The sequence below is a fragment of the Deinococcus grandis genome, assembly GCF_001485435.1.
In the GTDB taxonomy this organism is placed as follows: Bacteria; Deinococcota; Deinococci; order Deinococcales; family Deinococcaceae; genus Deinococcus; species Deinococcus grandis.
Map to the genome: position 1 here is coordinate 1188564 of NZ_BCMS01000001.1, position 20429 is coordinate 1208992.

General features: G+C 71.7%; 19 protein-coding genes. 9 read left to right on the top strand and 10 right to left on the bottom strand.

Features of this window, described 5'->3' with window-relative positions; translation table 11 throughout:
* Positions 1 to 110 precede the first annotated feature (110 nt).
* From rpmE to DEIGR_RS05970, 3 genes are all read left to right on the top strand, one after another.
* Complete coding sequence (gene rpmE / locus DEIGR_RS05960) at positions 111 to 329, top strand: 50S ribosomal protein L31 (protein WP_046844910.1); 219 nt, start codon at positions 111 to 113, stop codon at positions 327 to 329.
* A gap of 105 nt (positions 330 to 434) precedes the next feature.
* The gene (locus DEIGR_RS05965; RefSeq protein ID WP_058976115.1) at positions 435 to 1046 is read left to right on the top strand and encodes a thymidine kinase; all 612 of its coding nucleotides are present in this window, start codon (positions 435 to 437) and stop codon (positions 1044 to 1046) included.
* Positions 1047 to 1204: 158 nt separating this feature from the next.
* Positions 1205 to 2269, top strand: a complete 1065-nt coding sequence (locus DEIGR_RS05970; protein WP_058976117.1) for a GGDEF domain-containing protein — start codon at positions 1205 to 1207, stop codon at positions 2267 to 2269.
* 14 nt (positions 2270 to 2283) lie between these two features.
* Here the strand turns inward: DEIGR_RS05970 and DEIGR_RS05975 are convergent, their stop codons facing one another.
* Positions 2284 to 2793 (bottom strand): MarR family winged helix-turn-helix transcriptional regulator, encoded by a 510-nt coding sequence (locus DEIGR_RS05975; RefSeq protein WP_058976118.1) that lies wholly within the window; start codon positions 2791 to 2793, stop codon positions 2284 to 2286.
* 89 nt (positions 2794 to 2882) lie between these two features.
* Complete coding sequence (locus tag DEIGR_RS05980) at positions 2883 to 4157, bottom strand: PLP-dependent aminotransferase family protein (protein ID WP_058976120.1); 1275 nt, start codon at positions 4155 to 4157, stop codon at positions 2883 to 2885.
* A 195-nt stretch (positions 4158 to 4352) separates the two neighbouring features.
* Here DEIGR_RS05980 and DEIGR_RS05985 point away from each other — a divergent pair, with 195 nt between their 5' ends.
* Both DEIGR_RS05985 and queA read left to right on the top strand, forming a co-directional pair.
* Entirely contained in the window at positions 4353 to 4907 is a 555-nt protein-coding gene (locus tag DEIGR_RS05985; RefSeq protein WP_058976122.1) for a LabA-like NYN domain-containing protein, read from the top strand.
* Between the two features lie 5 nt (positions 4908 to 4912).
* A complete protein-coding gene (gene queA / locus DEIGR_RS05990; protein ID WP_058976124.1) occupies positions 4913 to 6019 on the top strand; it encodes a tRNA preQ1(34) S-adenosylmethionine ribosyltransferase-isomerase QueA in 1107 nt (368 codons plus the stop codon).
* A gap of 39 nt (positions 6020 to 6058) precedes the next feature.
* Here the strand turns inward: queA and DEIGR_RS05995 are convergent, their stop codons facing one another.
* Complete coding sequence (locus DEIGR_RS05995) at positions 6059 to 7009, bottom strand: hypothetical protein (protein ID WP_058976126.1); 951 nt, start codon at positions 7007 to 7009, stop codon at positions 6059 to 6061.
* Between the two features lie 85 nt (positions 7010 to 7094).
* On the opposite strand from DEIGR_RS05995, the gene DEIGR_RS06000 reads away from it, so the two are divergent.
* Together DEIGR_RS06000 and DEIGR_RS06005 are read left to right on the top strand one after the other, a co-directional pair.
* Positions 7095 to 9149: a M3 family metallopeptidase gene (locus DEIGR_RS06000; protein ID WP_058976128.1), complete on the top strand. Its 2055-nt coding sequence runs from the start codon at positions 7095 to 7097 to the stop codon at positions 9147 to 9149.
* Between the two features lie 168 nt (positions 9150 to 9317).
* The gene (locus DEIGR_RS06005; protein WP_058978562.1) at positions 9318 to 9809 is read left to right on the top strand and encodes a CAP domain-containing protein; all 492 of its coding nucleotides are present in this window, start codon (positions 9318 to 9320) and stop codon (positions 9807 to 9809) included.
* 97 nt (positions 9810 to 9906) lie between these two features.
* On the opposite strand, the gene DEIGR_RS06010 is transcribed toward DEIGR_RS06005, so the two are convergent.
* The 7 genes from DEIGR_RS06010 to DEIGR_RS06040 all read right to left on the bottom strand — a co-directional run bounded on the left by DEIGR_RS06010 (position 9907) and on the right by DEIGR_RS06040 (position 18492).
* Positions 9907 to 10692: a 3-hydroxybutyrate dehydrogenase gene (locus DEIGR_RS06010; protein ID WP_058976130.1), complete on the bottom strand. Its 786-nt coding sequence runs from the start codon at positions 10690 to 10692 to the stop codon at positions 9907 to 9909.
* Positions 10693 to 10747: 55 nt separating this feature from the next.
* Positions 10748 to 13756 (bottom strand): BTAD domain-containing putative transcriptional regulator, encoded by a 3009-nt coding sequence (locus DEIGR_RS06015; RefSeq protein WP_083523942.1) that lies wholly within the window; start codon positions 13754 to 13756, stop codon positions 10748 to 10750.
* Between the two features lie 108 nt (positions 13757 to 13864).
* Positions 13865 to 14623 (bottom strand): ABC transporter ATP-binding protein, encoded by a 759-nt coding sequence (locus DEIGR_RS06020; protein WP_058976131.1) that lies wholly within the window; start codon positions 14621 to 14623, stop codon positions 13865 to 13867.
* Positions 14620 to 15402: an ABC transporter ATP-binding protein gene (locus tag DEIGR_RS06025; protein ID WP_236704672.1), complete on the bottom strand. Its 783-nt coding sequence runs from the start codon at positions 15400 to 15402 to the stop codon at positions 14620 to 14622. Before DEIGR_RS06025 ends, DEIGR_RS06020 begins: the two co-directional genes overlap by 4 nt.
* Positions 15399 to 16388, bottom strand: coding sequence for a branched-chain amino acid ABC transporter permease (locus DEIGR_RS06030; protein WP_083523943.1), 990 nt, complete (start codon positions 16386 to 16388; stop codon positions 15399 to 15401). The genes DEIGR_RS06025 and DEIGR_RS06030 overlap by 4 nt, the downstream gene beginning before the upstream one ends.
* Positions 16385 to 17245 (bottom strand): branched-chain amino acid ABC transporter permease, encoded by an 861-nt coding sequence (locus tag DEIGR_RS06035; protein WP_058976133.1) that lies wholly within the window; start codon positions 17243 to 17245, stop codon positions 16385 to 16387. Before DEIGR_RS06035 ends, DEIGR_RS06030 begins: the two co-directional genes overlap by 4 nt.
* Before the next feature lie 86 nt (positions 17246 to 17331).
* Positions 17332 to 18492 (bottom strand): ABC transporter substrate-binding protein, encoded by a 1161-nt coding sequence (locus tag DEIGR_RS06040; protein WP_058976135.1) that lies wholly within the window; start codon positions 18490 to 18492, stop codon positions 17332 to 17334.
* Between the two features lie 103 nt (positions 18493 to 18595).
* Here DEIGR_RS06040 and DEIGR_RS06045 point away from each other — a divergent pair, with 103 nt between their 5' ends.
* Positions 18596 to 19678, top strand: a complete 1083-nt coding sequence (locus tag DEIGR_RS06045) for an alpha/beta fold hydrolase (protein WP_058976137.1) — start codon at positions 18596 to 18598, stop codon at positions 19676 to 19678.
* 7 nt (positions 19679 to 19685) lie between these two features.
* The gene (locus tag DEIGR_RS06050; RefSeq protein ID WP_058976139.1) at positions 19686 to 20402 is read left to right on the top strand and encodes an alpha/beta fold hydrolase; all 717 of its coding nucleotides are present in this window, start codon (positions 19686 to 19688) and stop codon (positions 20400 to 20402) included.
* Positions 20403 to 20429: the final 27 nt, after the last annotated feature.

Below are 20429 nucleotides of genomic sequence, written 5' to 3' on the forward strand. Positions count from 1 at the left end.
GGGACTGGGGGCGCCTCACCCTGAAGGGGCTGGGCGTGGTACACTGTCAGGGTTGCCCGCTACGCACATGCACCGGAGACCGGGGCGCAGACGTGGCGGAGGAGGCACCCATGAAGAAAGACATCCACCCCAAAGTCGTTCCCACCAAGATCATCTACCAGGGTAAAGTCGTGATGGAAACCCTGAGCACCAAGCCCGAAATCCACGTGGACGTCTGGAGTGGCGTGCACCCCTTCTGGACCGGCGAAGAGCGCTTCGTGGACACCGAAGGCCGCGTCGACAAGTTCAACAAGCGCTTCGGCGACAGCTACCGCAACAAGAAGAAGTAAGCGCCCCGCGCCTGCAACCGCCCCCGCCGCCACCGGCCGGGGCGGTTCTTCGTGTGGCCCGCTGCGGGCCTTCACGTCCTCACGCGATCTGCGATACTCGCGGGCGTGCTGAAGTCCCCCTACCATGGCGGTCACCTGGAAGTCATCGTCGGCCCGATGTTCAGCGGCAAGAGCGAGGAACTCATCCGCCGCGTGACCCGCGCCGTGATCGCCCGGCAGCGGGTCTCCGTGTTCAAACCCGCCCTGGACGACCGCTACCACGACACGGCCGTCGCCAGTCACGCCGGGCGGACCGTGAACGCCGTGGCCGTGCGGGACGCCGCCGACATCCGCGCGCACCTGAGCGGCGAGGGCACCCTGCTGCACGCCCAGGGGGACACGCTGCCCGACGTGGTCGGCATCGACGAGGTGCAGTTCCTGGACGCCGCGATCATCCCGCTCGCGCTGGAACTGGCCGATGCGGGCGTGCGCGTGATCCTCGCCGGACTGGATCAGGACTTCCGCGCCGAGCCGTTCGGGTTCATGCCGGAACTCCTGGCCCGTGCCGAGAGCGTCGAGAAACTCACGGCGATCTGCACGGTGTGCGGCGCGCCCGCCACCCGCTCGCAACGCCTGATCGGCGGTCATCCCGCCCGCTTCGACGATCCGGTCGTCCTGGTGGGCGCCGAGGAGAGCTACGAGGCCCGCTGCCGCGTACATCACGAACTGCGCGGCTGACCCCCCCTGTCCCGTGAAGGCCGCCCGCGCCCCCGAGTGTGTGCGTCCCGTGAGCCGCTCGGGGTAGACTGGGCAGACGCGACCGCAACGCAGCCCACCCGAAGCGTCCCAGCCTGACTGCCTGATCCGCCTGCCTGTCCTGATTCCGGGGTTGACCCTTGCAGAAACCCGCATCCACCACCGAAACGTTCCCGTGGCTGCTCAACCAGCGGCGCATGTTCACCGGGCTCGTCGTGCTGAGCGCGCTGGCCTGCGCCGCCGCACTCGGCTCGCAGTACCCGCAGTTCGACCCACTGGACGTCTGGGCGCTGCCCACCCTGGTCGTCGTGCTGCTCGCCCTGCAACTCCTGCTCACGAACGGCATGATCTCCGTCGGGACCGCCGTGCAGGTGACGTTCCTGGGGACCGCGTCGTACGTGCTGCTGGCCCTGAACCACCAGTTCTCGGTCCTGACCGGGCAGTCGCAGGCACTCATGGAGAACACCTACTGGTTCGCGGTGGTCTACGTGTCCGCGTTCCTGGTGTACGAACCGAAACAGGCCGCCCGCGCCGCCGTGGTGATCCTGCTGATCGCCACGCTGGTGTGCGCCGCGAACCTGGCCCTGATGACCGCCCCCATGCGCGCCCACCTGATCGGCCCGTGCGCGCAGTTCCTGCTGATGGGCGCCGTGCTGACCCTCATGCAGGCCACGCTGGGCGTGCAGCGCAGCCAGTTCCAGGCCGCGCGGGCCGCCGCGCTCACCGACCCGCTGACCGGTCTCGCCAACCGCCGCGCGGCGGAGGAACGCCTGTCCGTCCTGACCCGCACGGACGACACGTACACCCTGATCCTGTTCGACATCGATCACTTCAAACGCGTGAACGACATGCACGGTCACGCCATGGGCGACCTCGTGCTCCGCGGCGTCGCCGAGATCACCCGCCGTCACCTGCCCGAGGGGAGTCTCGCGGCCCGCTGGGGCGGCGAGGAATTCCTGCTGATCCTCCCCGAGCAGCGCGACAAGCACCTGCGGCCCATGCTGGACCGGCTGCGCGCCGACCTGCGCCACCACCGCTACGGCACCGTGAACGGCGTCACCGCGTGCTTCGGCGTGGCCACCGCCAGCGCGGGCGAGGACCCCACCGACGTGGTGCAGCGCGCCGACCTGGCCATGTACCGCGTCAAGGAGCAGGGCCGCAACGACGTGCACCTCGCTGACCTGCGCCGCACCCAGGTCAGCTGACCCGGGTGCGCCCGTTACCGGCTGCCCGGGCGGGCACGCCGGGAGCGCCGGTCGGCGGGGTCGGCCGCGGGCGCCTCGTTCACGGCCAGACCCAGCTTGCGCGTCAGCGCGCTGAGCTGCGCCAGTTCCTCCGGACTCATGGCGCTGAACACCTCCCGGATGCCCTGCACGTGCCGGGGCAGCACCCGCCCGATCAGGTCACGGCCCGCGTCGGTCAGGGACACCCGCATGATCCGGCGGTCCAGTTCGTCGCGGTCGCGGCGCACCAGCCCGTCGCGTTCGAGGTTGTCGATGACCATGGTCAGGTTCCCGCTGGAGCGCAGGATCTTGTCGGCCAGCTGCCGCTGGCTGAGGGACCCCAGGTGATACAGGGCTTCGAGCACGCCGAACTGACTGATGGTGAGGTTGTGGTCGGAGAGATGACGGTTGGCGTTCACCTCGACCGCGTGCGCGGCGCGCCATAACTTCACGTAGGCGTCCAGCGCGGCGCGGTCGTCGGGTGAACCAGCGTAACGGTTCGGCATTACCCTCATGGTCGGGGGGCAGCCTCATGAAGTCAAGCTGATCGTCCGGTCAGTCGCGTCAGCAGGTGACGCCCCGGGGCCGGGGGGCGTCAGCCCTGCTGCGCGCGGTACTCCTCGGTGGCCAGCCGCACGCAGGTCGCCACGGCGCGCATCGCCTCGTAGACCTCCTCGACCGGCGGGCGGGTCGGCGCGAGGCGGATGTTGCGGTCATGCGGGTCCCGCCCGCCCGGGTACGTGGCGCCCGCCGGGGTGAGGCTCACACCGGCCTCGTCCGCCAGCTGCACCACGCGCGACGCGACCGGCGCGGTCGTGTCCAGGCTGATGAAGTACCCGCCGCGCGGACTGCCCCAGCTGGCGAACTCGCCGCCGTCCCCCAGTTCCGCGCGCAGCACCTCGTCCACCGCGCGGAACTTCGGGGCGATCAGCGCCGCGTGATCCTTCATCAGGCCCTCCAGCCCGCCGGGGTACGCCTGGAGGAACTTCACGTGGCGGGCCTGCTCGACCTTGTTCGGGCCGATGCTCTGCGCGTTCAGGAACTTCGACAGCCACCTGACGTTGTCCTCGCTGCTGCCCACGAAGCCCAGCCCGGCGCCCGCGAAGGTGATCTTGCTGGTGCTGGCGAACACGAACGTCCGGTCCGGGTACCCGGCGTCGCGCGACAGCGTCACGAGGTTCACCGGCGTGTCCTGCCCCGCCGGGTCGGGGGAGAGGTGGTGGGCGCGGTACGCGTCGTCCGCGAAGATCGTGAAGTCCGGCGCGGCCGCCTTCACCCCGGCCAGTCGGCGGGCCTTCCCGGCGCTGATCGTCTCCCCGCCGGGGTTCGAGTACGTGGGGACGAACAGCACGCCCTTCACGCTCGCGTCCGCCGCGGCCAGTCGCTCGATGGCCTCGACGTCCGGGCCGTCGGGCTGCATGTCCACGGTCAGCAGCTCGAAGCCCAGCGTCTGCAGCAGCAGGAAGTGCCGGTCGTACCCGGGCGTCGTGACGATCATCTTCGGGTTCTGCCCCGCCCAGGGCTGCCAGCCACGCGGGCCGTGCAGCAGCGCGAACGTCAGGACGTAGCCCTGGAGTTCCAGGCTGGCGTTGTTCCACACGATCACGTTCTCGGGTTTCAGGTCCAGGTACGCGCCGAACATCGCCCGCGCGGACGGCAGGCCCGCCACGCCCCCGGGGTAGTTGCGCAGGTCCAGGCCGTCCATGTGCGTGTCCGTTTCACCCAGCGCGGTCAGCAGGCCGTTACTCAGGTCGAAGTCCGCGTCGGCGGGCTGGCCGCGCTGCATGTTCAGCTTCAAGCCCTTCGCCTTCACCGCGTCGTACGCTGCGCGCGCCTGCGCCAGGGCCTCACTCTGCACGTCACTCGTCATGCGCCCAGCGTACCCGCCCCCAGCCGGGCAGGGCAGGGACGTGTCTACCCCTGACGGGACACCGGGAAGCGGAGGACGGGGCGGGGGGTGTTACACTGCCAGCGCTGCGCCCGCCGGGCCAGCTTTTGCCTCCCTTTCGTTCCTTTCCCCTTCCGCCTTTTCCCACCCAGCTTCGACCACAACAGGAGAATCCACATGCAATACGTAGTGCACCGCCCCCGCGTCGGGGTGTTCATCGACACGCAGAACCTCTACCACTCGGCCCGCGACCTGATGGAACGCACCGTGAACTTCGAGACGATCCTGAAGACCGCCACCGAGGACCGCGAACTCGTGCACGCCATCAGCTACACCGTGGAACGCGAGAACGAGGCCACCGCTCGCCCGTTCATCTACAAGCTGTCCACGCTGGGCTTCAAGGTGCGGCGCATGAACCTCACGCTGCACCACGTCACCGACGGCGGCAAGGCCATCTACGAGGGCAACTGGGACATGGGCATCGTGGCTGACATGGTCCGCCTGATGGACCACCTCGACATCGTGGTGCTCGGCAGCGGCGACGGGGACTTCACCGACATCGTGGAGGTGCTGCAGGAGCGCGGCAAGCGCGTGGAGGTCATCGCGTTCCGGGAGCACACCGCGCAGAAACTCGTGGACGCCGCTGACCGCTTCACGCACCTGCCCGACATCGACGGCGGCCTGATGCCCGCCCGCCAGACCCGCGCCGCCACGCCCAAGACCGAGGAGTAAGCCCCGTGACCGACGCCACGCCGCACGCCGGGGCGGACGCCGTCCTGCACCGCCTGAACTTCCATCTGCCCGAGGACCGCGTCGCGCAGACGGGTGCGGAACCCCGTGACGCCTCACGGTTGATGATCGTGGGCGAAGCGATCGAGCACCGCGTGTTCCGCGACCTGCCAGACGAGCTGCGCGCGGGTGACCTGCTGGTGTTCAACCAGAGCAAGGTCATCCCCGCGCGCGTCATGGCCCGCAAACCCGTGGACGCCCACGGGCACGGTGGCGGCAGCGTGGAGGTCATGCTGCTGCGCGCCGAGGAGCGCCCCGAACTGGGCCGACACGTCTGGAGCGCGTACCTGAAACCCGCCCGCCGCGCCGGGTTTGAGCTGTGGCTGGGCGGCCTGGAGCACGAGGGCGGGCACCGCGCCCAGATCGTCGGGGAACTGGAGGACGGCGCGCGCCTGCTGCGCTTCGACCACGACATCCTGCCGCACCTGGACGACATCGGCCGCCTGCCCCTCCCGCCGTACATCGACGCGGGCGACAGTGACGAGACGTGGCGCGACCGCTACCAGACCGTGTACGCCCGCGAACCCGGCAGCGTCGCCGCGCCCACCGCCGGACTGCACTTCACGCCCGACCTGCTGGCCCGGCTGGCCGGACTGGGCGTGCAGACCGCGCACGTCACCCTGCACGTCGGCGCCGGAACGTTCCGGCCCATCAGCGGCAGCGTCGCCGACCACGTCATGCACGCCGAACGCTGGCACGTCACCCCCGACACCGCGCAGGCCATCAACGCCGCCCGCGCCGAAGGCCGCCGCATCATCGCCGTTGGGACGACCACCGTCCGCACGCTGGAAAGCGCCTGGGACGGCACGCAGGTCCAGCCCGGCGAGGGCGACACGCAGATCTTCATCACGCCCGGCCGTCCGGTCAACGTGCCGGACCTGCTCATCACGAACCTGCACCTGCCGGGCAGTACCCTCCTCCTGCTCGTCGCCGCGTTCGCCGGAGAGGACCGCATCCGCGCCGCGTACGACGCCGCCCTGAACGGCGACTACCGCTTCTACTCGCTGGGCGACGCGATGCTGCTCACGAATCAGGCTGTGGGTCGTGGGTTGTAGGAAGTAGGCAGGACTTTCCCACAACCCACAGCCCACGACCTACACCCCAACCGTCAGCGTGACCGTCGCTGCCTCGCGCACGAAGCCCATGCGTTCGTTGATGGCGAGCATGGGGCGGTTGGTGACGTGGTTGCCGGTGCGGGAGTGCGTGAAGCCCCGCGCCAGGGCGGCGCGGGCGGCGGCGAGTTTCAGCGCGAGGCCCAGGCTGTGCCCGCGCCACCCCGACCGGACGCCGGTCAGGCCGTTGTGGACGAAGCCTGGGCGCGTCGCGATGGGTTGCGACAGCTGACTGGTGCCCACCCATGTGCCGTCCGGTGCGAGGGCGATCATGATGCCGCTCGTGTCGGGCAGCAGGGTGGGCATCCGCTCCAGCCACACCTCGAACGGCCAGACCTGCACGGGGCGGGCGCTGGGCACGTCGGTCAGCAGCGCGTGGATCAGGTCGTAATGTTCGCGCTGATGCGCGTCCCAGCCGCCCAGGTCGCTCAGCGGGACGATCCGCACGCCGCTCGCGCGGGCGCGGGCCTCGTCGGCGGCGAACGCGCCGAAGTCCAGGCTGCGCAGGTCGAGGGTGCTGAGCCACATGCGGTCCGCCTCCTGCCAGCCGCGCGCCCGCAGGAAGTCGTGCTCCCACCAGTCCTCACGCACGCGGGTCACGGCGGTGGTCGCGCCCGCCGCACGCAGCATGCCCAGCCCGGCGCCCAGCAGCTCGTCCGCCAGCGGCCCCCCGGCCTCCTGCGGGTGGAGGGTGAGGGTCAGGTCCAGCCAGCCGTCGTGCGCGTCCATGCGCGGCACGCCCGTCGTCACGGCGCCCCTTGCCTCGCCGCGTTCGAAGACGGCCTGCTGGGTGTGGTGCTCGCCCGGGCGGCGGATGGCCGCCTGCCGGGTCAGGTCGTCCACGCTGACGGGGCTGTCCGGGTGGGCCAGGGTGCGCAGCGCGGCCAGATCGGCGTCCGCGATGGCGTGCAGGTGGGGGAGGATCGCGTCCATGCGTGATTACAGCACGCGCCCATCCGGGCCGGGCACGTCAAATGGCTTACGGTGCCCTCAGCGCCCCTCTCTATACTCCGGGGTGATGACTGCAACCCAGCCCGAGGCGACCGGCGTCAGCAACCCGCTGCTGAACGTCGGCTTCCGCATCCCCTTCGACCAGATCCGCCCCGAGCACGCCGAGGCCGCCGTGGACACCCTCCTGGCGCAGACGCAGGCGAAACTCGAGGACCTCGCCCGCAGCGGCGAGCGCGGCTTCGCCCACTTCATGGCGGACCTGGACACCCTGACCGAGCAGCTCGACACGGTGAACACCATCGTGCACCACCTCGACAGCGTGAACAGCAGCCCCGAGTGGCACGCCGCGAAGATGGCGATCCTGCCCAAGACCAGCGAGTTCTACACCAAGCTCAGCCTGCACCCCGGCCTGTGGGCGGCGCTGAAGGCCTTCGCCGAGACGCCCGAGGCCGCCGCGCTGGACCCGGTGCGCGCCCGGCACCTGAAGCTCACCATCGACGAGTTCCGCCGCGAGGGCGCCGACCTGCAGGGCGAGGAGCAGGCGCGCCTGCTGGCCCTGAACACCCGCCTCGCCGAGGTGACCAGCCAGTTCAGCAAGAACGTCCTGGATGAGACGGCCGCCTTCGAGCTGTACGTGCCCGAGGGGCGACTGGCGGGCGTGCCGCAGCGCGTGCAGGACGCCACCCGCCGCGACGCGGAAAGCAAGGGCAAGGACGGCCACCGTCTGACCCTGCACGCCCCGGTCCTCGTGCCCGTCCTGACGTACGCCGACGACCGCGAGCTGCGCCGCGACCTGTGGCTCGCGAACAGCCGCGTGGGCCAGCAGGAGGGCCGCGACAACCGCCCCCTGATCCGCGAGATCCTTGGGCTCCGCCGCGAGAAGGCCCAGCTCCTGGGCTTCAGGGACTTCGCCGACTACGTGCTGCAGGACCGCATGGCGGGCAGCGGCACCCGAGCCCTGGCCTTCGAACGCGACCTGGACGCCCGCACCCGCCCCGCCTTCGAACGCGAGAACGACGAACTGCGCGCCTTCCACCGCGAGCAGGTCGGTGCCGAAGCCCCCGAACTGGAAGCGTGGGACGTCTCGTACTGGGCCGAGAAGCAGCGGCAGGCCAAGTACGACTTCGACGAGGAAGCCCTGCGCCCCTACTTCCCCATGAACGGCGTCCTGGCGGGCCTGTTCGAGATCACCCGCCACGTGTTCGGTATCACCGTCGCCCAGAGTGAGGCGCCCGGTTGGCACCCCGAGGTGCGCTACTACACCATCCACGACGAGGCCGGCACGCACGTCGCGAGCTTCTACACCGACTGGTTCCCCCGCGACAGCAAACGCGCCGGGGCGTGGATGAACGCCTTCATCACCGGCGGCCCCCGCGAGCACGGCGTCGAGCCGCACCTGGGCCTGATGTGCGGCAACATGACCCCCCCCGACGGCGACACCCCCGCCCTGCTGTCCATCCGTGAAGTCGAGACCGTCTTCCACGAGTTCGGGCACCTGCTGCACCACGCCCTGAGCCGCGTGGAGGTCCGCAGCCTGAGCGGCACCAGCGTCCCGTGGGACTTCGTGGAACTGCCCAGCCAGATCATGGAGAACTGGGTCATGGAACGCGGCGCGCTCGACCTGTTCGCCCGCCACTACCAGACCGGCGAGACCATCCCCGAGGACCTGTTTGGCCGCATGATCGCCGCGCGCAACTACCGCGCCGCGAACGCCGCCATGCGCCAGTACTCCTTCGGCCTGACCGACCTGAGCCTGCACGTCGAATTCGACCCCGAAGGCGACGCGGACCACGTCACGTACGCCCGCGACCTGATGGCCACCTTCAACCCCACCCCGCTGCCCGAGCACTACGCGATGATCGCCGCGTTCAACCACCTGTTCAGCAGCCCCGTCGGCTACGGCGCCGGCTACTACAGCTACAAGTGGGCCGAGGTGCTCGACGCCGACGCGTTCAGCCGTTTCGCGCAGGAAGGCATCTTCAACCGCGACACGGGCCGCGCCTTCGTGGACAGCGTCCTGAGCCGCGGCAACAGCGCCGACCCCGCCGAGCTGTACCGCGAGTTCATGGGCCGCGACCCCGACGCGGACGCCCTGCTGCGCCGCAGCGGCCTGCTGGAGTAACGGGTCAAGTGTCTGAGGGTCGAAGGGTCTAAGGCACTTGCTCTTAGACCCTTCGACCCTTGAACTCTTCGACCAACTTCCCGACCACTGCTCAGTCGCATGAGAGCCGATGCCGATTTTCCCATCTCCTTCATCTGCCATTCAGGTTAAGATCGGTTCACGATGCTCATGCAGACCGCCCAGCGCACGCTGGGAGCCCTGGCGGCCCTCGTGGCCCTGGGACTTCCCGCCACGGCCCAGTCCTCCGCAGAGGGGCAACTCGTCGCGCGCCTGAACCAGGTGCGTGCCCAGGGCGTCACCTGCCCCGGCAGCGGCCAGCGGCCCGTCGCGGGCAGCATGACCTTCACGCCCGCCCTGGCCGCCGCCGCCCGCCAGCAGGCCGGATACATGAGCGCCACCGGTCGTATCACCCACACCGGCGCTGGCGGCAGCACCCCCCGCGTGCGCGCCGCCAGCACCGGCGTGAACGCCGTCAGCGTCACCGAGATCGTCTTCATGGGCGGCAGCCAGAACCCGGAAAGCGCGATCCGCTGGTGGCTGCAAAGCCCCGTGCACTGCTTCTGGATGAACGAACGCCGCTACACCCACGTCGGCGCCGCCGTCGTGCAGGGCGCCCGCGGCACCGCGTACGTGATGGTCCTCAGCAGCCAACCCCGCTAAAGGTCGATGGGTGATGGAGGATGGTTGATGGAACCGTCCTCCATTCGCTTTGGCTGGACGGTTCGGAGAGCCTGAACGGGCGCCCCGCCCCCCACGCTTACCGGGCGGTCCAGCCCAGGTCCAGGTCCAGCACCGCGCCCGTCATGCCCCACGCCGTCGGACTGACCACGTAACTCGCCAGCGCCGCCACGTCCTCCGGGTTCAGGAGGCGCTTGATCGCGGCGGGTTCCAGCATGACCTTCTGCTCGACCTCCTGCTCGGTCAGGCCGCGCGTACGGGCCTGATCGGCAATCTGACCCTCGACCAGCGGCGTGCGCACGTACCCCGGGCAGATGGCGTTCACGGTCAGACCCTGCTCCCCGGCCTCCAGCGCCGCCGTGCGGGTCAGGCCGATCAGGCCGTGCTTCGCGCTGACGTACGCACTCTTGAAGGGGCTGGCCACGTGCCCGTGGATGCTCGCCACGTTCACGATCCGCCCCTGCCCGGAGCGGGTCAGGTGCGGCCACGCGTACCGGCTCAGCAGGAACGGCGCGGTGAGCATCACGTGCAGCATCGCGTCCCAGGTGTCCTCCGGGAACTCCGCGATCGGATCGATGTGCTGGAAGCCCGCGTTGTTCACCAGCACGTCCAGGCCATCCAGCGCCGCCACCGTCTCGTCCACCGCGCGGCGGCAGTCCGCCCGGCGCGACAGGTCCGCCCCGACGAACGTGAGGCCGTGCGCCTGAGCCACCTCGCGCGCCTGCGGGCGGTCCAGATCCAGCACCGCCACCCGCAATCCATCCTGCGCGAGCCGCTGCGCGATCGCCAGCCCGATGCCACTCGTGCCGCCCGTGACGAGCGCGGCCCTGCCTTCCATGCCCTGCTTGTGCGTGTCCTGCGTCATGCGCGGAGTGTAGGCCGCAGGCGTCACGTGGCGGTTACGCCCGACAGAGTTCGCGTCAGGCCCGCGCGCCGGACAGCGCCTGCCACAGCGCCTGCGTCTCCGGCAGGGGCTTCAGGCCCAGGTCCGCCAGCGCCGCCGACAGGGCCGCGTGCACCCGCCCGGCCGCCGCGCCGCGCCCCAGCGCGTGCTGCGCGCGCATCAGGGCCCGCGCCGCCGGTTCGTGCGCCGGGTCGAGGCTCAGGGCGCGCGCAGCGGCCAGTGCGGCCCGGTCCGGGCGGGCCAGCGCCAGCGCCACGTCGGCTTCCGCCGCAAGGGCTTCGGGGAGCGCCGCCGCGTACCGCTCGGCCTCGCGGGCCACGTCCTCCAGATCCACGTCCGCCAGCGCGGGGGGCAACGCCAGCAGGGCGTCCAGGCGGCCCGGGGTGCCTGCCGCCTGCCCCAGCTGCGCCCAGGCGGCGGCCAGATCGACGTGCAGATCCGCGCCGGGGCGCAGGCGCAGCCAGTCGCCGCGTTCCACGAACACGCCGCTGCGCGCGCCCTCCTCCAGCACCTGCCCCAGGGCGTGCAGGGTCACGCGGAAATTCCGTTCGCCCACGCCCGGGTCGGCGTCGGGGAACAGCGCCTCCTGCGCGGCCTCGCGCGGCAGGCCCGCCGGGTGGACGGCCAGCAGGGCCAGCAGGTCCCGGGCCTTCGCGCGGCCCCACTCGCGCACCCGGCCGTCCTCGCGGGTGACGGCCACGCGGCCCAGCACCTGCACGCGCACCTCGAAGCCCGGCGTGTCGGCCGGGTCCGGCACCGCCGGGTACCCCAGTAGGCGGGCCGCGCCGGTCAGCGGGCCGCGCGCGCCGGGCTGCGCGTCGCCCAGGTGGGCCAGCAGCGCCGCGCGGCCCGCGCGGGTGGCGGCCGGGGCGAACAGGGACGGGCGGCCCAGCAGGAACGGGTACGCCGTGGCAGCCTGCGCGGCCCCCTCGGCTGGCCCGGCGTCCAGCGCGAACAGCGCCAGCGCCGCCGCCGCCTGCCCGAAGGCGTCCCCGCACGCCCCGAACAGCGCGGCGGCCTCCTGCAATCCCGGGACGGCCTGCGCCGCCTGCGGGCCCTGCGCCAGTCCCAGCGCGGACGTCAGGATCAGCAGCCCCGCCATGTAGCTGTCCCCGCCGGTCTGCCCACGTGCCTCGGCGGTCAGGGCCTGCGCGCGCGCCCCGTCCCCCGCCCGGCCCGCCAGCGCCGCGAGGCCCATCAGCGGCTCGACCCGCAGGCGACCCGTGACCGGCTGCGCCTGCCGCAGCGCCGCGTCGTAACTCTCGCGGGCCGCCGCGAAGTCCCCCGCCGCCTGCTGCGCGTGCCCCAGCCGCGCCAGCGCCAGCGACTGCACGAACGGGCTCTCCAGCCGCTCGCCCTCGCTCAGGCCCCGGCGGGCACACGCCCCGGCGTCGTGCACCTCGCCGCGCGCCGCGTGAATGAAACTCGCCAGCAGCAGGCCCTCGCGGTGGTTCTGCGCGGCCCGCGCGCCGCCCGTCTCGCCGTCCGCCAGCGCCTGCGCGCGCGCCAGCGCGGCGTCCAGATCCCCGGAGCGCAGCGCGTAACGCGCCCCGCCGCGCAGCTCGGGTTCCAGCGCCACGGCCTCCGCCAGCTGTCCGGCGTTCAGCAGGTTCTCGGCCCGCAGGCGACGCAGTTCGGCCTGCCGGTCCTCGCCGATCAGCGCGGCTGCCATGTCCAGCGGTCCCCAGGCCTGCTCGGGCTGCACGGTATCCAGCGCCAGCCGGACCTCGCCCAGCGCGCGCTCCAGCGGTTCCGCGAGGGCGTACTCGGCGCGGGCCTCGTCGTATCGGCTCGCCAGCCGCAGGGCGTCCCCGGCCAGGGCGTGCAGCGCCGGAGTCCACACCGCGCGCGGCAGGCGCGACAGGCTGCGGTCCACCAGCGTCACCCGCCCCTGCGCCAGCCACACCCCACCCCGCCCGGCCAGCAGCGTCGCTGCGCGCGCCGCGTTCCCGGCCAGCAGGTGCGCCGCCAGCGCCCGCCGCAGCCGCCCCGTCCGCTCGAAGAACGCCGCGCCGCGCGCCGCCACCGCCCGCGCCTCCTCCGGCGGCAGCAGGCCCCGCAGGTGCGCGCGCAGCAGCGGATGCGCCCGGTACGTGTCCTCGCCCGCCCGGGTCAGGAACGTCCCGCTGCCCGCCAGCGTCTCCAGCAGCGTCCGCGAGCGCGGCTCGTTCAGCGCGTCCTCCAGCAGCGCCGGGATCAGCTCCTCGAACACACTGCTGCGCGTCAGGAGGTCCCGCAGCGCCGGATCGAGCGGTCCCAGCACCTCCTGCGCGAGGTACGTGAACAGCGTCCCCAGCGGCGCGTCCCCGCCTTCCAGGTCCGCCAGGTCCCCCAGAGTCACGCGGCCCTGCGCCGCCGCCTGCGCCAGGAAGCGCGCCGCGATCGGCCAGCCCTCGGTCACCGCGTGTGCCGTGCGGACCTCCGCGCCCGACAGCGTCAGGCCCTGCGCCGCGAACAGCGCCGCGATCTCGGCTGGGGTGAACGCCAGTTCCGCCGCCGACAGGCGCGCCCCGTCCCCCGACACCTCCAGCCGCGTCAGGTCCGGCAGGTCCAGCGCCGTGCGCGACAGCAGCGCCACGCGGCCCTCGCCGGGCGCGAGCAGTTCGGCGAGCAGGTCCGCCCCTGGCGTCCCGGACAGGCTCTGCGCCTCGTCCAGCACCAGCAGCGCTCCGCAGTCGTCGAGCACGTCCGCCACCAGTCCCGCCACCCGGCGCGGCGACGCCCCCGCGCCCAGCGCGTCCCCGGGCCGCGCGCCCCCCGGCAGCGCCTGCACCGCCAGCGACAGGCTGGCCGCCAGCACCAGCGGATCGGCGTCGTCGCCATCCAGCGTCAGCCACGCGACCGGGCCGGGCCGACCCGTGGCCGCGCCCGCCAGCGCCGTCGTCTTGCCGTACCCGGCAGGTGCGGTCACGAGCAGCACGCGGGCGTCCAGCGCCGCGAGCAGCCGCTCGCGCGCCACCGCGCCGCGCACCGCCGGCAGCCGCGTGCGCCGCACGGACGTCAGGTCCCGCCAGGGAAGGGTCACGCCCGGCAATCTAGCGCGAAGTGCCGTCCTGGCGCGACAGAAACCCCACAAGGGGCAGGGGAGGGGCGGAGCCTGCCTCGCCCCGACCCTCCCCGCCAGTGGGCCAGCTCACAGCGCCAGATACGCCTCACGCACCGCCGGGTCGGCCAGCAGCGCCGCGCCCGTGCCCTCCCCCACGACCTGCCCGTTCTCCAGCACGTACGCCCGGTGCGCCAGCTTCAGGCTGAGGTTCACGTTCTGCTCGACGAGCACGACCGTCACGCCCTGCGCGTTCACGGCCTTCAGCGCCTCGAACACCGTCTGTGTCATCAGCGGCGACAGGCCCAGGCTGGGTTCGTCCACGACCAGCACGCTGGGGCGGGCCATCAGCGCGCGGCCCACCGCGACCATCTGCTGCTCCCCGCCCGACAGCGTGCCCGCCAGCTGCCCCGCGCGTTCCTGAAGGCGGGGGAACAGTGCGTACACCTCGCCCAGCGTCTCGGCGGCGCGCGCGCGGGCGGCGGCACTCATGGCCGCGCCCAGCTCCAGGTTCTCACGCACCGTCATGTGCGGGAACAGCTCGCGGCCCTCCGGGACGTGCCCCAGGCCCAGCGCCACCACGCGGCTCGGTTCGGCCCGCGTGATGTCCACGCCACCCAGCGTGATGCGGCCCGCGCTGGGCTTCACGACGCCACTCACGGCGCGCAGCGTGGTCGTCTTGCCCGCCCCGTTCGCGCCGATCACCGCCACGAACTCGCCCGGCGCGGCGTGCAGCGAGACGTCCCACAGCACCTGCACCTTCCCGTACCCGGCGGCCAGCCCCTCGATCCTCAGTTCCTGCCCCACGTCATTCGCTGTAGGGGACGTCCGATTCAGTGTGTCGGTCATGCTTGCAGTCCTTCTTCCGTGCCCAGGTACGCGCTGACCACGCGCGGGTCGGCCGTCACCTCGCGGTAGGTGCCCTGCGCGAGCACCTGCCCCTGATCCATCACGACCACCCGGTCGGCCAGATCCCGCACGACCGGCATGATGTGCTCGATGAACAGCACGCTCACGCCGCTCTCGCGCACGCCGCGCACGAGCGCCACGGCCTCCTGCGCCTCGCCGGGACGCAGGCCCGCCATCACCTCGTCCAGCAGCAGCACGCTGGGGTTCGTCGCCAGGGCGCGCGCCACCTCCAGCCGCTTGTCCTGCAGCAGCGTCAGTTCATGCGCGGCCTTGTCGGCGTGCGCGGTCATCCCGGTGCGTTCCAGCAGCGCCCAGGCCCGCTCGCGCGCCTCCGGCAGGCGCTGACCGGGCTTGCCGAACAGCGCGCCCACCGTGACGTTCTCGTGCACGGTCATCTCCGGGAAGGGCCGCACGATCTGGAACGCGCGGCCCAGCCCGGCGTGACAGCGGGCCTCCATCGGCTGATCGGTCACGTCGTGGCCCATCAGGTGCAGCCGTCCCGCCGACGGGCGGTACACGCCGGACAGCAGGTTCAGCAGCGTCGTCTTGCCCGCCCCGTTCGGCCCGATCACCGCCAGGATCTCACCCTGCTTGTGCGTGAACGACACGTCCTGCACGGCCTTCAGACCCCCGAAGCGCTTCGAGAGGCCCTCGGCGCGCAGCACCTCCACGCCCTGCGGGGCGGGGGAGAGTGTGCCCCCGGTTGCAGTGGCAGTCACAGGTCACCTCCATGTTTCTTGTTGCGGCGCAGGCCCATCAGGCCGCGTGGGAGCCACAGGATGCTCAGCATCAGCACCAGCCCGTACACGACGAGGTACCCGTTCTTCACGCTGTTGTGCAGCAGTTCCTCGGCGACGCGCAGCACGGTCGCGCCCAGCACGGGCCCCAGCGTCGTGTACAGCCCCCCGAAGATCGAGGTGGTCAGCGGCGCGATGGAGTTCGCGAGGCTGAAGGTCTCCAGCGGGTTGATGAAGAACGTCTTCCCGGCGTACAGCACGCCCGCCAGCGCGGCCAGCGACGAGCTGATGAAGAACGCCAGCAGCTTGAAGCGCACGATGCTCACGCCCAGCACCCGCGCTGTTTCCTCGCCCTGCCGGATCGCGGCGAACGCGAAGTGCAGCCGCGTCAGGCGCACCGCCAGACTGACGAGCACCGTGAACGCCAGCAGGCCCCACGCGAGGAAGTACTGCGCGCGGCTGTTCCCGCCCAGCAGCGCGGGCACGAGCAGGCCGGTCGCGCCGCCCGCGACGCTCTCGGGGAGGTTCTGGATGATCGTGCGGACCACCTCCGTGAAGGCCAGCGTGGCGATCGCGAAGTACATGCCGCTCAGGCGCATGGTGACCGCGCCCAGGATCAGGCTCACGCTGCCTGCCAGCAGCGCCGCGACCGGCATGGCCAGCAGCCAGGGCAGCCCCGCTTTCAGCAGCAGCGCGTACCCGTACGCGCCCAGCCCGTAGAACGCCGCATGCGCGAGGCTCACCTGCCCGCTGCGCGCCAGGATGTCCCACGACAGCGCCATGATGCCCGCCACCAGCGTGAAGAACGCGATCTGCAGCAGGAACTCCGCGCGACTGCCCAGCGGCAGGAAGGGGAACAGCGCCGCCAGCAGCAGGAACCCCAGCAGCGGCAGGACCGCGCCCGGCGTGATCTCACGGCGCGGCGCCCCGCGCACGGGTGCGCCCGCCTCGGCCTGACGGGCACTCATCGCGCACCCCGGAAGGAGCGCAGCACCAGCGTCCCGAAGATCATCAGGAAGAACACCGCGTCACTCCAGCCGCCGCCGCCCGGCACGTACGTCTGCACCAGCGCCTCGCTGACCCCCAGCAGCACCGACGCCCATAGCACGCCCGTCAGGTTCCCCAGGCCCGCCATCACGATGATTGCGAAGGCCTTCAGCGCGAACACCAGCCCCACGGTCGGGGACGCGAACAGCAGCACGCTGACGAGCACGCCCGCCACCGCCGCCAGGGCGCAGCTCACGCCGAACGCGATCAGGTACACGCGGTCCACGTCGATGCCGATCAGCTGCGCGCCCCGGCGGTTCTGCGCCACGGCCCGCATCTGGCGGCCCAGCGTCGTGCGGTACAGCACCACGTACAGCGCGCCCAGCAGCAGCGCCGCCAGTCCGAACGCCAGTGCCTTCGGGCCGCCCACGCTCAGGTCACCCAGTTGCAGGCTGCTCGCCTGGTACGGCGTGGTGACCGTGCGGGTGTTGCCGCCCAGCAGCATCAGTGCGAGGTTCTGCAGCAGGATGCCCAGCCCGAAGGTCAGCAGCATCTGGTTCAGTTCCGGCGCGAGCAGCACGTGCCGGATGCTCACGCGGTACGTCAGCGCCCCGATGGCGAACACGGCGACGGCGATCACCGGCAGGCTCAGCAGCGGATCCACGCCCAGGAAGGCGCTGCCCGCCCACGCCAGGAATGCCCCGATCATCAGGTATTCCCCGTGCGCGAAATTCACGATGCCGACCACGCCCACCGCCAGCGCCAGCCCCGACGCGACGAGCGCGTACAGGCCACTCTGGAGCAGGCCGTTGACCAGCGTCTGCACAAATAAGTCCATCTCGTTCCTCCAACAGGTCGGGAGTCGTCCAAGGCGACACAGGACGACCCCCGCTCAGAACCCGGACGTCCGGGCGAGTGACCTCGTTACTTGCCGTACACCATGGGCTTCTGCGCGAACTTGATCGGGAAGACCGGCACGCGCGCGTCCCCGAGGTACTGGAAGTGCAGCCAGTTCCCGGCCTTGAAGCCCTGGTACTTGGTTTTCAGACTGGGGCTGAAGGTCAGCTGCCCGAACGGCGTGGACACGTTCGTCCTGGCCATCTCGGCGGCGACCTTGGCCTTGTCGGTCGTGCCCGCGCGGTTGATCGCGGCGGCCAGGGTCTTGAGGTTCACGTACGCCAGCGGCGCGAAGTACTCGTCGGTGACCGTGCCGTACTTCTTCCTGTACGCGGCGACGAAGGTGCGGCTGTCCTTGTTGGGGCTGGTGGACAGCCACAGGCTCAGGCCCGCCACGTTGTCGGCCAGTTTGTTCTTCTCGAAGCCCACGGGCCAGCTGGGGGGCGTGCCGTACAGCAGGCCCAGCTGCAGGTTCTGCTGCTTGATCTCGGTCGCCAGGGGCAGGGCGTCGGTGTCGTACCCGACCCAGTACAGGATGTCGGGCTTGGCGGCCTTGGCCTTGCTGACCAGCGGGCCGAAGTTGCCGCTGCCGGTCTTGAACTTCTCGGTCATGACGACGTTGAACCCGGCCTTCTTGAAGGCGTCCACGGTCGCGTCGATGCCCGCGCTGCCGAAGGGGCCGTCCTCGTACGCGATGGCGATGTTCTTGGCTTTCTTGTACGTCTTGAGGTACTTGAAGTACCCGATGATCGCCTCGAAGTTGTAGTACGACCAGGGGTGGTAGTGGAAGAAGTACGGGTGGTCCGCGAAGGCGTCCTCGACGGGCACGGCGGCCGCGCCGATCCAGGCCATGAAGGTGTTGTACTGCTTGGCGGGCCCGCTGATGGCGATGCTGGTGGCGCTGCTCACGCCGCCCGCCATGAAGTCCACCTTCTCGACCGTCACGAGCTTCACGAATTCCGGCACGGCCTTGGCGGGGGCGCTGCCGTCATCGGCGAATTCCAGTTCCAGGGGCTTGCCGAGCACGCCGCCCGCCCGGTTGATCTCGTCGAGGGCCAGCTGGTACCCGTTCTTTGCGGCCTGGCCGGACACGCTGCCCGCCCCGCTCAGGGGAAGCAGCACGCCGACCTTCACTGCGCCCGCGCCAGACAGCGCGAGCAGAACGCCCGTCATCAGGAGTGTTTTCATGTTCGCTGCGCAGTGTAGGGTCGGGCCGTCACACGCGCGTTACACCCGCCGCTGACCGGGCGTGTAACCGGCCCGTGACGCCCCGCGCCTAGCCTGAACCGCGATGCGAGACAGTCCGTGGACGTGGATGCCAGGAGAATCCCCTGGCGCCTTTGAACTGAGAGGTGACCTGACCGTGGCGGGCCAGACGGTGCCGCTGCGCCTGGGCGGCCGGGCCTGGGGTGAACTGAACGCCGCGCGGGACAACGCCGTGCTGGTCTGCCATCACTACACCGGCACCATGCGCGCCGCTGGCGAGCAGCCCGACGGGACGCCCGGCTGGTGGGACGCCCTGATCGGCCCGGGCCGCGCGCTGGACACCGACCGGTTCTACGTGGCGTGCCTGAACACGCCCGGAAACGTGCAGGTGCGCGACCCGGAGGTCGTCACGACCGGCCCCGCCACGATTCACCCGGACGGGCACCCCTGGGGCGAGCGGTTCCCGGCGTGGACGATGGCGGACCTGCACGCGGCGCAGTGCGGTCTGCTGCGTGCCCTGCACGCTCCCCGCTGGCACGCGGTGGTCGGTCCCAGCTTCGGCGGGATGCAGGCCCTGCAGTGGGCGGCGCGCACCCCGGCGCTGGCGCCGCGCGTGGCGGCGGTCGTGAGCAGCCCGGTCGCGGGACCCGTGCTGCGCGGCGTGTTCGGGCCGCTCCTGCACGCGGCGGCGCAGGGCGAACCGGACGCGGCGCTGCACGAGACGCTGCGCCTGATCACCTTCTTCGGGCTGGGCGCGGACGGCGTGGACCTGCTGTTCCGGGACACGGACGTGGACGCCTACCTGCGCACCCGCACCGCGACCGCCGACCTGCGGCACGTGCTGGACATCGGCCGGGCCGTGCAGACGCACGATCTGCTGGAGGTGGCCCCGCTGGACGACTTGTGCCGCCGCTGGCGCGAACAGGGCACGCGGCTGCTGAGCGTGAACGTGCGCGGCGACCAGTTCTTCCCGGCCGCCGAGATGCGTGATTTCGCCGCGCAGACGCAGGCGGCGGGCGTGGCGCACACCCACCTGGAATTCGACTCGCCGCGCGGGCACCTGGGCGGACTGGCCGACACCGCCGCCTTCGAGGACGCCCTGCGGGAGCTGCTGGGCACGGCGCCGATGCCGCCCGTCCTGGACGCGGCGGAGGTGCGTCATGTCTGATGGGGGCGTGACCCATGCGCTGGTGGCCCTGCACGGCAATTTCGCCTCGTCCCGCTGGTGGGTGGACCTGCTGGCCGATCCGCCGGCCGGGTGGCGGGTCCTCGCGCCGGACCTGCCGGGCTTCGCGGGCATGCCGCACGCGGGCGAGGTCTCGATTGGATCGTACGCGGACTGGGTGCAGGACTGGCTGCGCGCGCAGGGCGTCACGCGGCCCGCACTGCTGGGCCACTCGCTGGGCGGCGCGGTGGCGCTGGAGGTCGCGGCGCGTGACCCGCAGGCCCTCGCGGGTCTGGTCCTGGCGGCGAGTGCGCCCCTGGGTGGGCTGGTCACGCCCGAGGAGCACTACCCGGTGCTGGAGCTGCTGCGCACCACGCCCGCCCTGCTGGAGGCCAGCCTGGGCGCACTGTTCCCCTCCGGGCGCCCCGCGAACTTCGCGGACCTGCTGACCGACGGGGCGAACATGGTCGCCTCGCACTACAGCGGAAACGCCCGCGCGCTCGCCGGGTGGCAGGTGGAGGCCGCGCGGCTGGCCGGACTGCCGACCCTGGTCCTGGGCGGCGAACTGGACGCCCTGATCACCCCCGACCTCGTGCGGGTGCAGGCGGAGGCGCTGGGGACGGCCGCCACCGTCCTGCCCGGGCGGGGGCACGGCTTCCCGCAGGAGGACCCGGCGGCCTTCCGCGCGCTGCTGGAGGGATTCCTGGACACCCTCCCCGCGTCCTAACGACCGTTCGTTCTACACTGGAGCCAA

Coding starts and splice junctions, on each gene's coding strand:
- DEIGR_RS06010 (WP_058976130.1), bottom strand. CDS start 10,692: ATGACGCAGGACACGCACAAGCAGGGCATGGAAGGCAGGGCCGCGCTC.
- DEIGR_RS06040 (WP_058976135.1), bottom strand. CDS start 18,492: ATGAAAACACTCCTGATGACGGGCGTTCTGCTCGCGCTGTCTGGCGCG.
- DEIGR_RS06000 (WP_058976128.1), top strand. CDS start 7,095: ATGACTGCAACCCAGCCCGAGGCGACCGGCGTCAGCAACCCGCTGCTG.
- DEIGR_RS06030 (WP_083523943.1), bottom strand. CDS start 16,388: ATGAGTGCCCGTCAGGCCGAGGCGGGCGCACCCGTGCGCGGGGCGCCG.
- DEIGR_RS06045 (WP_058976137.1), top strand. CDS start 18,596: ATGCGAGACAGTCCGTGGACGTGGATGCCAGGAGAATCCCCTGGCGCC.
- rpmE (WP_046844910.1), top strand. CDS start 111: ATGAAGAAAGACATCCACCCCAAAGTCGTTCCCACCAAGATCATCTAC.
- DEIGR_RS06020 (WP_058976131.1), bottom strand. CDS start 14,623: ATGACCGACACACTGAATCGGACGTCCCCTACAGCGAATGACGTGGGG.
- DEIGR_RS05985 (WP_058976122.1), top strand. CDS start 4,353: ATGCAATACGTAGTGCACCGCCCCCGCGTCGGGGTGTTCATCGACACG.
- DEIGR_RS05995 (WP_058976126.1), bottom strand. CDS start 7,009: ATGGACGCGATCCTCCCCCACCTGCACGCCATCGCGGACGCCGATCTG.
- DEIGR_RS05980 (WP_058976120.1), bottom strand. CDS start 4,157: ATGACGAGTGACGTGCAGAGTGAGGCCCTGGCGCAGGCGCGCGCAGCG.
- DEIGR_RS06005 (WP_058978562.1), top strand. CDS start 9,318: ATGCAGACCGCCCAGCGCACGCTGGGAGCCCTGGCGGCCCTCGTGGCC.
- DEIGR_RS05975 (WP_058976118.1), bottom strand. CDS start 2,793: ATGCCGAACCGTTACGCTGGTTCACCCGACGACCGCGCCGCGCTGGAC.
- DEIGR_RS06035 (WP_058976133.1), bottom strand. CDS start 17,245: ATGGACTTATTTGTGCAGACGCTGGTCAACGGCCTGCTCCAGAGTGGC.